The organism is Promicromonospora sp. NPDC060271, assembly GCF_042726755.1.
Lineage (GTDB): Bacteria > Actinomycetota > Actinomycetes > Actinomycetales > Cellulomonadaceae > Promicromonospora.
The window spans coordinates 1-14,528 of the sequence record NZ_JBHXBG010000030.1 but is presented as its reverse complement, the minus strand read 5'-3'; the positions used below and the strand labels follow the sequence as shown (position 1 = coordinate 14,528).

Genomic DNA, 14,528 nt, shown 5'->3' with positions numbered 1-14,528 from the left:
GTCGCCCCAGGGGGCCGACGCCGCAGGGGTCAGTCGTCCCCGTCGTCGGACGTGAGGTCCCCCGGCTCGTCCTGTGCGAACGACGCGCCCTCGAGGAACCCGCGCGCCCGGTCGGTCCTGGGGTAGACCTCCAGGATCTTCCAGAACTCCGGGCCGTGGCCCGCGTGCAGCAGGTGCGCCAGCTCGTGCAGCAGCACGTAGTCGAGCACCCAGGACGGCATGCCCTGGAGGCGGGTCGAGATGCGGATGGACCCGTCGAGCAGCGTGCACGACCCCCAGCGCCGGCCCTGGTTCGACGACCACCGCACGCTCGAGGGCCTGGCAAGGCCGTCGAGATATTTCGCCGAGAGCTCGCCCGCGCGGTTCATCAGTTCTTGGTCGGACGGACGGCGGCGCCGTTCCTTGTCCTCCAGCCGGGCCACCATCTTGGCCACCCACTCTCGTTCCTGAGCCCGAGAGAAGCGCGCGGGAATGGCGACGATGGTCCGTCCACCGTCGCGGTATGCGCTCACCGTGGCGGTGCGACGGCGGCTCCGGCGCACCTCCACGGACGTCAGGGCGTCGTGGGCCACGGAACGACCGTAGCGTGTTATCGGCGCGACGTGGGGTATAACGCACCGTTCAAGTGGAAAAACTTTGCACGACGGCGCCGAGACTGGCGCGGAGGGACAGCCTGACGGCGGCAGCACGCGACCGCGTGCCGCGTCGCCGTCGGGCGGCTTTCACGGAAACCTCAGCCAAGTGAGGAATGATGGTCCGGTGACCGATATGCGCGACCGCCCGCACGCCCCGCAGCCCGACCCGTCGCCCTTCGACGACGCGCCGTTGGTGGTCGCCCCGGTCTCGCGCCGCACGGTGACGCTCGGCGTCTCCTTGCTGGCGACCGCGGTCCTCGCCGCGGTGGCGCTGGTGGTGCCGACGCCGTACGCCATGCGCTCACCGGGGCCCACCGAGGACACGCTGCAGCGGAACCTGATCCAGATCGAGGGCGCGCGGACGTACGAGTCGACGGGCGAGCTCCGCCTCACGACTGTCTCCGTGCTGGGCGGACCGGGCTATCCGATGCTGTCCGGCCAGGTGATCCAGGGCTGGCTGGACCCGAAGCGCTCGGTGCTGCCGGTGGAGGCGATCTTCCCCGAGGCGACCACCCAGGAGCAGCAGAAGGAGCTCAGCCAGGCCGAGATGGTGTCGTCGCAGGAGTCCGCGACGGCGGCAGCGCTGACCGAGCTCGGCTACGACGTGCCGGCCGTCCTCGACGTGGCGGGGACGGAGCCGGGCTCGGGGGCCGACGGCAAGCTCTCCGAGGGTGACGTGATCGTCGAGTTCCAGGGTGAGCCCGTCGGCACCTACGCCGACCTCATCGACGGGCTCGCCGAGACGAACCCGGGGGACGACGTGACGCTCGGGGTCCGGCGGGGCGAGCGCACGACGGACGTCGACATCACCACGTCGGGCAACGGCGAGCGGGCGGTCCTCGGCGTCTTCATCGACCCGCGCTACGACTTTCCCGTCGACGTCTCCATCGAGATCGAGAACATCGGCGGGCCCAGCGCGGGCACCATGTTCGCGCTCGGCATCATCGACAAGCTGACCGCGGAGGACGAGGCCAACGGAAAGGTGATCGCCGGCACCGGGACGATGAGCCCCGAGGGCACGGTGGGTCCCATCGGGGGCATCGAGCAGAAGCTGTACGGGGCGGTCCGGGACGGCGCCGAGTGGTTCCTCGCCCCGGCGGACAACTGCGCCCAGGTGGTCGGCAACGTGCCCGCCGGGCTGAACGTCGTGAAGGTGGCGACGCTGGCCGAGGCCCGCGACGCCGTCGAGCAGATCGGACGGGACGAGGGCGGCGACCTCCCGACCTGTTCCTGACCTACCGGCGCAGATGTTGACCGTGTGTTGCACATCTGGAGGATGTGGGAACCTTGTGCCGGGAACCTTGAGCAGAGCCCGGCCGTTCCACCTGGGTACGGCCCAACCATTTGATGACGTGAGGTAACGCAGTCGTGTCCTTCGCCGCAGCACCTCGCCGCCCGTCCGGCGGCGCCCCCCGAGCCCGACGACGCAGTCCGCTGGGGGTGGCGATAGTCGCGGTCGCCGCCGTGATCGCAGCCCTGCTTCTCCTAGCCCAGTTCTGGACCGAGGTGATGTGGTTCGGTCAGCTCGGGTTCTCCCGGGTGATCTGGACCGAGTGGGGCATGCGCGCAGCCCTGTTCGCCGGAGGGTTCCTGCTGATGGCCGGATCCGTGTTCTGGTCGTTCACCGCGGCCTACCGGTCCCGCCCCATCTACGCGCCCAGCACACCCGAGCAGGCGACGCTCGACCAGTACCGTGAGGCGGTCGAGCCGCTCCGCCGGGTCGTCATGGTCGCCGCGCCGGTCCTCGTCGGCTTCTTCGCCGGTGTCGCCGCCTCCGCGCAGTGGCGGACGGTGCTGCTCGCGTTCAACAGCGAGCCGTTCGGCGAGGCCGACCCGCAGTTCGGCATGGACCTCGGGTTCTTCGTGTTCCTCCTGCCCGCGCTGCGGTTCACCGTCGGTTTCCTCATCTCGGTGGTGGTGATCGCTGGCATCGCCGGGCTGGTCACGCACTACCTGTACGGGGGACTGCGGGTCGGACCCGCCGCGGCCGGTGGTCCGCGGACCACCACCGCCGCGCGCGTCCACCTCGCCGTCATCGGCGCCATCGGGCTGCTCCTGATCGCCGCCAACTACTGGCTGGACCGGTACTCGATCCTGACGAACGCGGGCGACCGCTTCGACGGCGCCTCGTACTCCGACGTGCACGCGGTGATCCCCGCCAAGGGCATCCTCACCGTGGTCGCGATCTTCGTCGCCGCGCTGTTCATCGTCACCGCGTTCCGCGGGGACTGGCGCCTGCCGGCGATCGGCGTCGGCCTCATGGTCGTGTCTGCCATCGCCATCGGCGGCATCTACCCCGCCGTCGTGCAGCGGTTCCAGGTGAACCCGAACGCGCAGGAGCTGGAGGCCGAGTACATCCAGCGCAACATCGACGCGACGTTGACGGCGTTCGACATCGACGGTGTCGAGAAGGAGCAGTACGACGCCACCACGCAGGCGGAGGAGGGCGCGCTGCGGGAGGACGCCGACACCGCCGCCTCGATCCGCCTGCTGGACCCGCAGATCGTCTCGCCGTCGTTCCGTCAGCTGCAGCAGAACAAGCAGTACTACAACTTCGACGACTCCCTGTCGGTGGACAGGTACGAGATCGACGGCGAGTCCCGCGACACCGTGATCGCGGTGCGCGAGCTGAACCTCGACGGTCTGGGCCAGGACCAGCGCAACTGGGTCAACGACCACACCGTGTACACGCACGGCTACGGCGTCGTCGCCGCCTACGGCAACCAGCCGGGCCCGGACGGTCGCCCGGCGTTCTTCGAGGGCGGCATCCCGTCCCAGGGCGCTATCACCGACCTCGAGGGCGGGTACGAGCCGCGCATCTACTTCAGCCCCAGCACCGACACGTACTCCGTCGTGGGTGCGCCGGAGGGCACGAAGCCCTGGGAGCTGGACTACCAGGCGGACGACGCCGAGGACGGCGGCCAGGTCAACACGACGTTCACCGGTGACGCCGGGCCCGAGGTGGGTTCCTTCGGGAGCAAGCTGCTGTACGCGCTGAAGTTCGGCGAGGAGCAGCTCCTGTTCTCCGACCGCGTCACGAGCGAGTCGCAGATCCTCTACGACCGTGACCCGCAGCAGCGCGTCAGCAAGGTCGCCCCGTGGCTCACCCTCGACAACCGGGTGTACCCGGCGGTCGTGGACGGCCGTGTGAAGTGGATCGTCGACGCCTACACCACCAGCGACGCCGTTCCCTACTCCACCTCGACGCCGCTCGACGAGGCGGTCGCGGACACGCTCACCACGGCGTCCGGGGCTCCGGTCGAGCTGCCGGAGGAGGTCAACTACATCCGCAACTCGGTGAAGGCCACGGTCGACGCCTACGACGGGTCGGTCGACCTGTACGCGTGGGACGCCGAGGACCCGATCCTCAAGGCCTGGACCAACGTCTTCCCGACGTCGGTCAAGCCGATCGAGGAGATCTCCGGCGACCTGATGAGCCACCTGCGGTACCCGGAGGACCTGTTCAAGGTGCAGCGCACCCTGCTCAGCCAGTACCACGTGGACAACTCGGCCGAGTTCTTCTCGGGTCAGGACTTCTGGAACAACCCGACCGATCCGACGTCGGATGCCGCCAACAAGCCGCTGCAGCCGCCGTACTACCTGACGCTGAAGATGCCCGGGCAGGAGGAGTCGTCGTTCTCGCTGACGTCCACCTTCATCCCGGGCGGTAACACGGACCGTGAGGTGCTCACCGGCTTCCTCGCCGTGGATGCCGACGCGGGGAACGAGGCGGGCAAGAAGGCAGAGGACTACGGCAAGCTCCGCCTCCTGGAGCTGCCACGAGACACGACGGTGCCCGGCCCCGGTCAGGTGCAGAACAACTTCGACTCGAACCCGACGATCTCGGAGCAGCTGAACATCCTGCAGATCGGCGCGTCCACGGTGCGGCGAGGCAACCAGCTCACCCTGCCGGTCGGCGGCGGTCTGCTGTACGTGCAGCCCGTGTACATCCAGTCGACCGGTGGCACGCAGTTCCCGCTGCTGCGCAAGGTGCTCGTCGCCTTCGGTGACGACATCGGGTTCGCCGACACGCTCGACGAAGCGCTGGACCAGGTGTTCGGCGGTGACTCGGGTGCGGAGGCGGGCGACGCGGGTACTGCCGAGGACGAGGCACCCATCACCCCGCCGACGGGTGAGGGAGAGCCGGGTACGGATCCGACGTCCGAACCGTCGGGCGAGCCGAGCGACGAACCCACCGGTGGCTCCGGCACGGGGGGCTCCGGGTCGGACCTCGACGTCGCACTGCAGGAGGCGGCAGACGCCATGGCTGACGCCAACGCAGCCCAGCGTGACGGTGACTGGGCCGCCTACGGCGAGGCGCAGGACCGCCTGCAGCAGGCGCTGGAGGACGCGATAGCGGCCGAGGAGGCGCAGAGCTCGGCGGGCTGACCAGACGCCGCGCACTGAGCGCACCATGACCAGGGCTCCCCGGTGCTCGCACCGGGGAGCCTTCGTCATGCTCAGCCGAGCCGGCGGGCCACCACCACGGAGTTGACGACGTCGTCCGTGGGATGGACCACCTCCAGCACCTCGAAGCCGGACATGGCGCGCAGGTCCACCGGCGGGTAGAGGAGGGTGCGCAGGCCGCGCGCGCTCCGCGCGAGCAGCATGGCACCGGGCCGCATCGAGTCGGCCATCCGCGCGAGGACTGCCGCCTTGGCCGACGACGTCTCGCCCACCAGCGCGGCGAGCACCACGGCGTCGTGCGCCGCGAGGTCGACGTCGGCGGCGTCGGCCTGCTCGAACCGCACTCGCGGGGTACCGATCCGCGTGGTGACCCGGCGGGCGAGGGCGACCGCGACGGGGTCCCGGTCCAGGCCGACGACGGGGCAGCCCAGCGCTTCGGCGTATCCAACGGTGCTCAGGGGGAGCGGCCCGCAGCCGAGCACGGCCACGGACGTCGGTGCGCCGCCCGAGTGGGTGAGCAGGCGCACCTCGAGGGCGGTGAGCCGGTGATAGTTGTCGAGGTACGGGAACTCGTCCAGTACGGACGCCGGATCGGACGCCGTCGCGATGCGCTCCGCCCAGGTGTGCTCGAGTGCGGTCTCGCCGCGCGCCGAGAGATCGCGGACGACGTCCTTGCGCTCCTCGACCTCGGGGTGCGCGAGGATGTCGGGGGCCTGACGGTCGGGCGCCGCGAGGACCGTCCGCACCAGCTCGCCGAAGAGAGCGTTGGTGCGGGGGTCCGGTCGCAGGTGGGGGAGTGCGGCAAGCTGGTCGGTGAGACGGACGATCCGGTCGGCGGTCAGGGTGGTGGCGCTCAGCTCCGTCGGCATGAGGATGATCGTTCCACGGCCGCATCGGTTCGATCCCTTGTGACCTGCGTCTCTACCGCCCGGCCCGGTTTGCGCTCAGCCACCGGGCGTGCGTAAAGTAGGGATCACCGACGCGGGGTGGAGCAGCTCGGTAGCTCGCTGGGCTCATAACCCAGAGGTCGCAGGTTCAAATCCTGCCCCCGCTACGAAATCAGGCCCGGGAATCCTTGGATTCCCGGGCCTGAGTGTTTTCTGGCTCACGGGTCGCATCACCTGCCGGGTGACCTGATCGAGCCGTACTCGCGACGAAACCGGGCGGGCGGCTGCCCGGCCGCTGCGGTGAAGGCGGCGTAGAACCGGCTGACGGACCCGAATCCCGCTGCGGTCGCGACGTCGTTGACAGGCAGGTCGGTGGTGAGGATGAGCCTGCGTGCCTCGGCGAGGCGGCACTGCGCGAGGTAGTCCCCGATGGTCGTGCGGAGCACCTTGCGGAACAGCGACATCGCATAGGTCGGGTGCAGCCGGGCGGCCTGCGCGACGTCGGCGACGGTCAGCGGCTCGCGGAAGTGCTCGGCGATGTGCGCCACCATGGGCAGCACCCGGCCGAGCAGCGGGTCGGCGCCGGTGTGGTGGGCGGCCGGCTCGGCCTGCTCGTGCAGGCCCAGACGGCGGATCCTGGCCTCGATCTCCAGGAGCGCGATCCTGCGGGGTTCGGGCCGGCCGTCGGCGAGGTCGCGAGCCCACTGCGAGAAGTTGCCGACGTCGGTGTCCAGGGCAGCCGCCCCGCCGCTCACGACGGGCCGCCCCGACAGCAGGCCGCTGACCAGGGACTCGGGCAGGCCCCAGCCGAGGAACGTCGCGAAGGGCACGTGCACCCAGTGGACACGGGTAGCCGTGCTCGCCACGAGCTGGTGCGGGACCGCTGCCCAGAACGCCGCGACGCCGCCCACCTCCACCTCGACCGGCGCGCCGCCGAACAGGTAGATCATCGAGCCGCCCTCGGCCACCAGGTTGATCTCCAGATCGTCGTGCTGATGTGCGGTGCCCATCACCACCGGCTCGCCGGCCCACCCCGTCAGCTCCGTCGGCTCGATCCGCACAGAGTTCTGAGGATCCAAGAAGTTCTCCCTCTTTCGCGTGAAGATCTGGCGAATGCTAGGCCCATAGGCTCGGGTCATGTCCAGGCGTCCGTTCCGCCCTGGATCCGAGTCCGGTCATCGAGGCCCTGTCTCCCGGAGGAAACCCATGCCCAAGATCGTGTTCCTTGGCGCCGGCAGCACCGTGTTCGCACGGAACCTGCTCAAGGATCTGTTCACCTTCCCCGAGCTGCACTCGGCAGAGCTCGCGCTGATCGACATCGACCCGCAGCGGCTGCGCGACACCGAGACCGTCGCCCACCGTGAAGCCAGGCGGGCCGGCGCCACGCCTGCCATCACGGCCCACCTCGACCGGCGCGAGGGTCTGCTCGGAGCCGACTACGTGATCAACATGATCCAGGTCGGCGGCTACCAGCCCAGCACCGTCATCGACTTCGAGATCCCGAAGAAGCACGGCCTGGTCCAGACCATCGGCGACACCGTCGGCATCGGCGGGATCATGCGTGCGCTGCGCACCATCCCCGTCATGCTCGACGTCGCCCGCGACATGGAGGAGCTGTGCCCGAACGCACTGCTGCTCAACTACACCAACCCGATGGCGATGCTCACGTGGGCGATGAACCGTGCCACGAACATCCAGACGGTCGGCCTGTGCCACAGCGTGCAGTACGACACGAATGCCATCGCACGCTGGGCCGGCGTGCCGCCGCAGGAGCTCACCAAGGTCGTCGCAGGCATCAATCACATGGCGTTCTTCCTCAAGCTCGAGCACCGCGGCCGCGACCTCTACCCGGCGCTGTTCGACATGATCGAGGGCGGCGACGTGCCGCCCCACAACCGCGTCCGCTTCGACATGATGCGCCGCCTCGGCTTCTACGTCACCGAGTCCAGCGAGCACTTCGCGGAGTACGTGCCCTGGTTCATCAAGAGTCACCAGCCCGAGCTCATCGAGCGCTTCAACATCCCGCTCGACGAGTACCCCCGCCGCTGTGTGGAACAGATCGCCGGCTGGGAACAGATGCGGGCCGACCTGCTCGGCGCAGGCGCCGAGGAGGACGGCGAGGTGGTTCACTCCGACGAGTACGCCAGCCTGATCATCCACTCCATCGAGACCGGCGTGCCGCGCGTGTTCAACGGGAACGTCATGAACAACGGCCTGATCGACAACCTGCCCCAGGACTGCTGTGTCGAGGTGCCGTGCCTCGTCGACGGCAACGGAGTCCAGCCGACGGCGGTCGGCTCGCTGCCGCCCCAGCTCGCCGCGCTCATCCAGACCAACGTCTCGATGCAGGGCCTGACCGTCGAGGCCGCACTGACCCGCAAGCGGGAACACGTCTACCACGCCGCGATGCTCGACCCGCACACCGCCGCCGAGCTGAACCTGGACCAGATCTGGGCCCTCGTCGACGACCTGCTCGCCGCCCACGACGACTACCTGCCCGCCTACAGCTGACCGAGCCTGCCGGTGGTCGCGGGTGGACGACGTCGTTACGATCGGCGACGTGGCCGCACCCACCACGCGCGTGAGGAGCGACGATCTCGACCGCTGAGTTCCGGGTCCTCGGACCGCTGGAGGCCGTCATCGAGGGCACCTCCGTCCCGCTCGGCGGGCCGCGGCCGCGTGCCCTCCTCGGCGTGCTCCTCGCCAACGTCGGTCAGCCCGTATCCACCGGCCGCCTGATCGACCAGCTCTGGGGCGAACAGCCCCCGGCGACAGTGCGCACCTCCCTGCAGGTCCACGTCTCCGGTCTGCGCAAGGTCCTCGGGGATCGCCTGGTCACGGCACCGAACGGCTACCTCCTGGAGGCCGAACCCACCGAGGTGGACGCGCTCAGCTTCGAGACGCTGGTCATCGCGGCACGTGCCGTCCGGGCCGATCACCCGGCACGTGCCGCCACCGACCTCGCGACCGCACTCGACCTGTGGCGTGGTGAGCCGTACGCGGGCGTTCCGGACGGGCCCGACGTGCTGGCCGCACGCACCCGGCTGTCCGAGCTGCGCCTCGCGGCCATGGAGGAGCGGTTCGACGCCGACCTGGCCATCGGTCGGCACGCGCACCTGGTCTCCGAGCTGTCCGGGCTGGTCGCTCAGCATCCGACGCGGCAACGCCTGGCGGGCCTGCACCTCCTCGCGCTGTACCGCTGCGGCCGCGTCACCGAGGCGCTGGAGAGCTTCCGGGAGCTGGAGGCCAGACTGGCACGCGAGTTCGGCGTCGAACCCGCTGGTGAGGTTGCCGCACTCGCCCGTGCGATCGAGCGTCGTGACCCCACCCTCGACCCGCCGTCGTCGATACCTGTCTCGGCCAGCCGCTTCATCGGGCGGCGCCACGAGCTGGAGCGTCTGGCCGACCGGCTCGGCCGGACCAGGCTGCTCACCCTGACCGGCCCCGGTGGCGCAGGCAAGACCCGGCTGGCGTTCGAGCTGGCCCGCGACACCGAGGCCGACCACCGCGACGGTGTGCAGGTCGTCGAGCTGGCGGCGTCCGCGCCCGGCACCTCGGTCGCCCACAGGGTCGCGACGGCGTTCGGCATCCGCCCTCGCACGAACGAGCCGATCATCCAGAGGCTGGTCGCTCAGCTGCGCGGCACGCGGGCTCTGATCGTGCTCGACAACTGCGAGCACCTGGCCGACGACTGCGCCCGGGTGACCGCCGACCTGCTCGCGGGGTGCGAGGGCCTGCGAATCCTGGCGACCAGCCGCGAGCCGCTCGGCGTACCCGGTGAACAGGTCTGGCCCGTTTCCGGGCTGCCTCGCACGGAAGCGATCCGGCTGCTCGCCGTACGCGGCGCGGAGGCGCGCCGCGGGTTCACCATCGACGCCGGCAACATGAGTGCGGCCGCCGAGCTGTGCCGACGGCTGTCGGACCTGCCCTTGGCGATCGAGCTGGCCGCCGCCCAGCTCCGGGCGCTGTCGCTCCGGGAGATCGGCGACGGCCTCGGGCTGTCCGACACCCGCTCGCGCACGACACCGGACCGGCACCGCACCATGCGCGCGACGATCGACTGGAGCTACGAGCTGCTCACGCCCGACGAGCAGGCGATGCTCCGGAGGCTCTCGGTGTTCGCGGGCGGGTTCGGGCGGGATGCCGCCGAAGCGGTCACGGGTCGGCCGTCCGACAGCCTGGTCCGGCTGGCGGACCGGTCGCTGCTGAGCGTCGAGCCGCTGGCGGACGGCGTCCGCTACCGGATGCTCGACCTGGTCCGGCGGTACGCCGCCGAACGGCTGGAGCGATCCGAGCCGGGCGAGGTGGGCCGGCTGCGGCAGCGGCACGCCGCCTGGTATGCCGAGCAGGCCGAGACCGCCGGCCGCGAGCGGTTCGACCCGAGCTGGCTGCCCCGGCTGACGCGGGAGATTCCCGACCTCCGTGCTGCCGTCGGCTGGTGCCTCGGCGAGGGCGATGACCTCGAGGGCATGCTGCGCATCGCCGCGTCGCTGTGGTGGTTCTGGGGCGATCACGGACTGGCCGTCGAGGCATGGGACTGGCTGCGGCGTGGGCTGGCGACGGCCGACTCGGTGCCCGATCGCCTGCGCGCCGAGACCTACCGAGCGGCGTCGGCACTCGCCAGAGCCAACGGGGACGATCGAGAGGCGCGGCGGCTCGGCGAGCAGGCGTTGCGGGTGTGCCGGGAGCTGCCCGATCCGCTCGGAGTCGTGAGCGCGCTGAACGGTCTGGCGTTCACCGCGCTCGCCCAGGCCGACCACGAGGCGGCGCTCGAGTACGCCCAGGAGTGTCGGCAGCTGACCGAGGCGATGGGTGACACGGTCCGCACGGCATCGGCGTTCAACCCGCTCGGTATGGCGTTGCGCGGGCTGGGCCGGCTCGCCGAGGCGAGGGCCGCCTTCAGCTCGGCCCTCGAGAGGTCCGAGGCGCTCGGGTACGTCACGGGTGAGGCGTTCGCGTCCAGCAACCTTGCCGGCATGGCCCGGGCAGAGGGCGACCTCGCCGGGTCGCGTGCGCTGTATCTGCGGAGCCTGCGGCTGTACCGCGGCGCCGAGCTGGAGACCGGGCAGCTCGACGCGCTGGACGGTCTGGCCGGGTTGGCGCTCGCCGACGGCCGGGCGGACGAGGCCCTACGGCTGTTGACGATCACCGACCGTGAACGGGAGCGGCTGGACGCCCGGCCGTTCTCCGTCGATCGCGAGGATGATCGGGAGGCCACCCGCTCCGGTGCGCACGCGGCTCTCGGCGAGCGCGCGGGTGCGGTCGCCGCGTCGGCCTACCCGCAGCCCCTCGGCGCGGTGGTCGACGAGCTGCTCTGACCGGCCTTTAGCCGACCTTTAGCGCGGCCGTCCAGCTTTGTGCGCATGAACCAACTGCGCAACACGACATGGGGGATCGCGGGCCGGCGGCTCGTGATCGTGCTGGCGGCGGCCGTGCTGGCAACGGCAGGCTGTGCGGCGACGGGCTCCGACGGCGGGGGTGAGCGGCAGGCCGGACCGGTGGCCGAACAGACCGCCGACGCCGGGGAACGTGCGCCCGAGGGCGAGCCGGGGGAGTCCGAGGAACGTGAGCCGGCGGCGCCCGGCGGCGTCTTCTGCGTGAAGCTCGAAGAGAGCGGTGACGCGTTCTCGATGGAGTCCCTTGACGGGGATCCTGCCGAGATCGACGAGCTCGTGAACACGATGCGTGACCTTGCGGCCGTGGCGCCGGGCGAGATCAAGACGCCGATGGGCACGGCCGTCGACTTCTACGAGAAGGTGGCCGACGCCTACGTGACGAAGGACGAAGACGCCATCGTCGAGATTCAGGGCGAGGCGGAGACGATGGTCCAGGCAGCCGAGGAGGTCGGCGACTGGGTCGCCACGAACTGCCCGGACCTGGACATCGACCTCGCGGCCGGAGCTGGTTCCGGTGAGTGAGCCTGGATCTGCCGGCCGAGCGCCACGCCGCCCCGGCGGGCTGGCGGGCCTGAGGAACGGCTGGCGCTCGCTGAACCTGATGGCTTTGGTCGGTCTGGCCGGGTCGACGCTGGCGCTGCTGGCATCGTTGCCGAGCCTCACGGAGGCCGGCGGCATGGGCCTGTTCGTCGCTGATCTGCTCGCGCACGCCTGGGTGCTCGTGATTCTGACGCTGGCGGTCGGGTCGGTGCGCACCCTGCGGTTCCCGGCGTTCGCGGCGGTGGGCTTTGCCGGGTTCTTCGGGATGTTCGGTCTCTCGGCGCTGGTCGGCCGACCGTTGATGTCGGCGCTGGAACAGCACTACCAGGTGGGCAGCGTCGTGGTGATGCCGGTGCTCGAGGAGGTGCTGAAGGTCGTGCCCGCGCTGATCATGGTGCTGCTCGCCAGGCGAAGGGAGATCCGGCCGTCGGCGACGGACATCATGCTGCTCGGCGCGTGGTCGGGTGCGGGCTTCGCCCTGCACGAGAACGCGCTGTTCGGTCGCGGCGGCTTCAACTTCGAGTCGCCGCCCGTGCTCACCGTGCTGTTCCCGGTCATGGGAACCAACTGGGCGGACGGCGTGACGGTGATCGGTGCCGGCCACCTGCTGTGGAGCGCGCTGATCGCGCTCGGCCTGGGTATCGGACTGCTGTACCGCGGGGGTCGCTGGAACTGGATCGCGATCCCGGTGACCATTGCCGCCGCGCTGGGTGAGCACGCTGTCGCCAACGCCTTCGCCGACGGCTCCGTCGGTGTGCTGGTGCGAGTCCTGCACGTCCTGCTCCTCGGCGGTGGGCTGTCGACGTTGCTGCTCGTCGCGGGGACGGCGGTCATGGTGCTCGTCGAGTGGAACCTGACGAGTCATCGCCGCATGACGAGGCTGGCAGGCTCGTTCGGACGCACCTTGCCACCGCTGCCATCAACACGAGTGCCCCTGTGGATGTGGCTGACCGCTACAGAGGGAGGGCGGCGCGGTCGCGTGCTGGGCGTCTGGCAAACGGCGGCATCGACGCGCGTGAGGCCTAAGAGATCCGCGGAGCCGGCGGAAGCTGACGCAGTTTCTGCGACGGTGTCACAGCGATCGGAGGGACAAAAATGAGCCTGACATGGAGCATGCTCGAACAACTCACCAGCGGTGGGCTCGACCACGTCCTCGACGGGATCGTGGAGGTGCTGAACTCCGGTAACACCAAGGGCGGGACGGCGCAGAACGTGACCAACGTCGCCGGGACGGCCGGCGCGGCCGGCGGTATGGCCGGCGCGGTTGCGTCGGCGGCGAAGCCATATGGACCGCCGCCCCCGCCGGACCCTGCAGGGGATGCGGAGCGCGAGGCGATCAAGCGGGCGGGAAGCCCGACGACGGTACCAGAATCGGAAATGGACAAACACCGCTGGGGAAACGGTCAGTACCGCGAGAGGTATTACGAGAATCCGGGATACCAGGAGTCGCTCGCCAAGAACGACCTCCCCCCAGAAGGGCCGGTGACACACGAGCACACGGTCGAGGACACGTTCGGACCGGGGGAGCGCCCTGGTCCTCGTAAGCCGGTCTTCTCCGCGGAGCAGATCAGGAACGCAAAACCTATCGGCGGAAAAATCGCGAAGATCGGCACCGAGTACGTGGTCGGCAAGTTGGGCGGAGACTTCTCCCCTATCGCCTCCGCTGTAGGTGACGCCGTCGATCCCGGCGCGAGCGCGCTGACAGAAGCGGCCATGCGCGCGATCAACGCGGCCTATCCCCATCTCCCGGACCTGCCCGTCGACTACCTGGACGGTCCGAACCTGCCTGACACGTCCGCAGGCGACGCCGCAGGAGGCGGCTACAGCGGCAGGGACGGTTACTCCGGGAACAGCGGCACCGGGGGCTATTCGGGCTCCGGCTCCGGATCGAGCGGCAACCCAGGCGAGGCAACACAGCAGACGCCGCAGTACCCGGGCTATCCGGGATACCCGCCGGGTCATGTGCCGTGATCGGGACTCGGTACGGCCTCTGTCCCCCCGACGAGCGTGAAGGATGGACGAAGATGAAGAGACCATCGCGGCGGCCGGCCCAGGCCGTGGCAGTCGGCACGATCGTGGTGGCCGGGTTGCTGGTCGGCGGTTGTGGTTCGGCCGGTACGGCGTCGGCCGGTCAGAGCGGCCAGGGCGACGCCGGCCAGGCGGTGACCGGAGCACCGGGCGGCTGCGAACCTCAGCCGGAGGTATCGCTGTGCCAGACCTATGAGCTGTCCGGGACAATGACCGCGAAGGACACGGTCGTCGCCATCCCCACGACCGGCAGCCTTACTGACGCCACCGAGAGTTTCAGCTGTGCCGAGCTCGCGAGCAATGCCGACGGGTTCGCCTTCGCGCCGCTGGACGGCGAGCCCGCCAGGATCGGCGGCGAGGACCTTCCCGTGTACTTCGCCGCCGAGGGGTACGCCGGCCCCGGTGAGTACGAGCTCGGCCCGGGCGCGAGCATCGGCCCGTTCGTGCCGGGGCTGGACAGCAGCCCGACGATCGAGGTCGAGGCCGACGGCTCCGGGAAGATTACGCTCGACAGCTTCACGTCACCGGCTCCGGGCGAGGAGATGACCGGCACCATCAGCTGGACATGCGTCGACCCCGGCTAGGGCATGTTCGGAATAGTGCCTGCGGCCCTGACTCGGCGTACCGGGTACGCC

Annotated in this window: 11 protein-coding genes and 1 tRNA gene; 9 read left to right on the top strand and 3 right to left on the bottom strand. The window is 70.1% G+C overall.

Annotated elements, in window-relative coordinates; genetic code table 11:
* Nucleotides 1–29: 29 nt before the first annotated feature.
* Nucleotides 30–572 carry a SprT-like domain-containing protein gene (locus ACFWE2_RS07265; protein WP_377223539.1) on the bottom strand — a complete coding sequence of 181 codons (543 nt, stop codon included), beginning with the start codon at nucleotides 570–572 and terminating at the stop codon, nucleotides 30–32.
* A 196-nt stretch (nucleotides 573–768) separates the two neighbouring features.
* Between ACFWE2_RS07265 and ACFWE2_RS07260 the strand changes: the two genes are divergently transcribed.
* On the top strand, nucleotides 769–1,869 hold the full coding sequence (locus ACFWE2_RS07260) for a PDZ domain-containing protein (RefSeq protein ID WP_377223557.1): 1,101 nt from the start codon (nucleotides 769–771) through the stop codon (nucleotides 1,867–1,869).
* A 134-nt stretch (nucleotides 1,870–2,003) separates the two neighbouring features.
* On the top strand, nucleotides 2,004–5,024 hold the full coding sequence (locus ACFWE2_RS07255) for a UPF0182 family protein (RefSeq protein ID WP_377223538.1): 3,021 nt from the start codon (nucleotides 2,004–2,006) through the stop codon (nucleotides 5,022–5,024).
* A gap of 71 nt (nucleotides 5,025–5,095) precedes the next feature.
* Here ACFWE2_RS07255 and ACFWE2_RS07250 read toward each other — a convergent pair whose 3' ends face one another.
* Complete coding sequence (locus ACFWE2_RS07250; RefSeq protein ID WP_377223537.1) at nucleotides 5,096–5,911, bottom strand: nicotianamine synthase family protein; 816 nt, start codon at nucleotides 5,909–5,911, stop codon at nucleotides 5,096–5,098.
* A gap of 111 nt (nucleotides 5,912–6,022) precedes the next feature.
* Here ACFWE2_RS07250 and ACFWE2_RS07245 point away from each other — a divergent pair.
* Nucleotides 6,023–6,096, top strand: a tRNA-Met gene (locus tag ACFWE2_RS07245).
* Between the two features lie 63 nt (nucleotides 6,097–6,159).
* On the opposite strand, the gene ACFWE2_RS07240 is transcribed toward ACFWE2_RS07245, so the two are convergent.
* Entirely contained in the window at nucleotides 6,160–7,008 is an 849-nt protein-coding gene (locus ACFWE2_RS07240; protein ID WP_377223536.1) for a helix-turn-helix domain-containing protein, read from the bottom strand.
* Between the two features lie 127 nt (nucleotides 7,009–7,135).
* Between ACFWE2_RS07240 and ACFWE2_RS07235 the strand changes: the two genes are divergently transcribed.
* The 6 genes from ACFWE2_RS07235 (at nucleotide 7,136) to ACFWE2_RS07210 (ending at nucleotide 14,477) form a co-directional block, all read left to right on the top strand.
* Nucleotides 7,136–8,440 (top strand): alpha-glucosidase/alpha-galactosidase, encoded by a 1,305-nt coding sequence (locus ACFWE2_RS07235; RefSeq protein ID WP_377223535.1) that lies wholly within the window; start codon nucleotides 7,136–7,138, stop codon nucleotides 8,438–8,440.
* A gap of 83 nt (nucleotides 8,441–8,523) precedes the next feature.
* Nucleotides 8,524–11,247 carry a BTAD domain-containing putative transcriptional regulator gene (locus ACFWE2_RS07230; RefSeq protein ID WP_377223556.1) on the top strand — a complete coding sequence of 908 codons (2,724 nt, stop codon included), beginning with the start codon at nucleotides 8,524–8,526 and terminating at the stop codon, nucleotides 11,245–11,247.
* Nucleotides 11,248–11,292: 45 nt separating this feature from the next.
* Nucleotides 11,293–11,847, top strand: coding sequence for a hypothetical protein (locus tag ACFWE2_RS07225; protein WP_377223534.1), 555 nt, complete (start codon nucleotides 11,293–11,295; stop codon nucleotides 11,845–11,847).
* An 85-nt stretch (nucleotides 11,848–11,932) separates the two neighbouring features.
* A complete protein-coding gene (locus ACFWE2_RS07220; RefSeq protein WP_377223533.1) occupies nucleotides 11,933–12,964 on the top strand; it encodes a PrsW family glutamic-type intramembrane protease in 1,032 nt (343 codons plus the stop codon).
* On the top strand, nucleotides 12,961–13,836 hold the full coding sequence (locus tag ACFWE2_RS07215) for a hypothetical protein (RefSeq protein WP_377223532.1): 876 nt from the start codon (nucleotides 12,961–12,963) through the stop codon (nucleotides 13,834–13,836). Before ACFWE2_RS07220 ends, ACFWE2_RS07215 begins: the two co-directional genes overlap by 4 nt.
* A 53-nt stretch (nucleotides 13,837–13,889) precedes the next feature.
* Entirely contained in the window at nucleotides 13,890–14,477 is a 588-nt protein-coding gene (locus ACFWE2_RS07210; RefSeq protein WP_377223531.1) for a hypothetical protein, read from the top strand.
* Nucleotides 14,478–14,528: the final 51 nt, after the last annotated feature.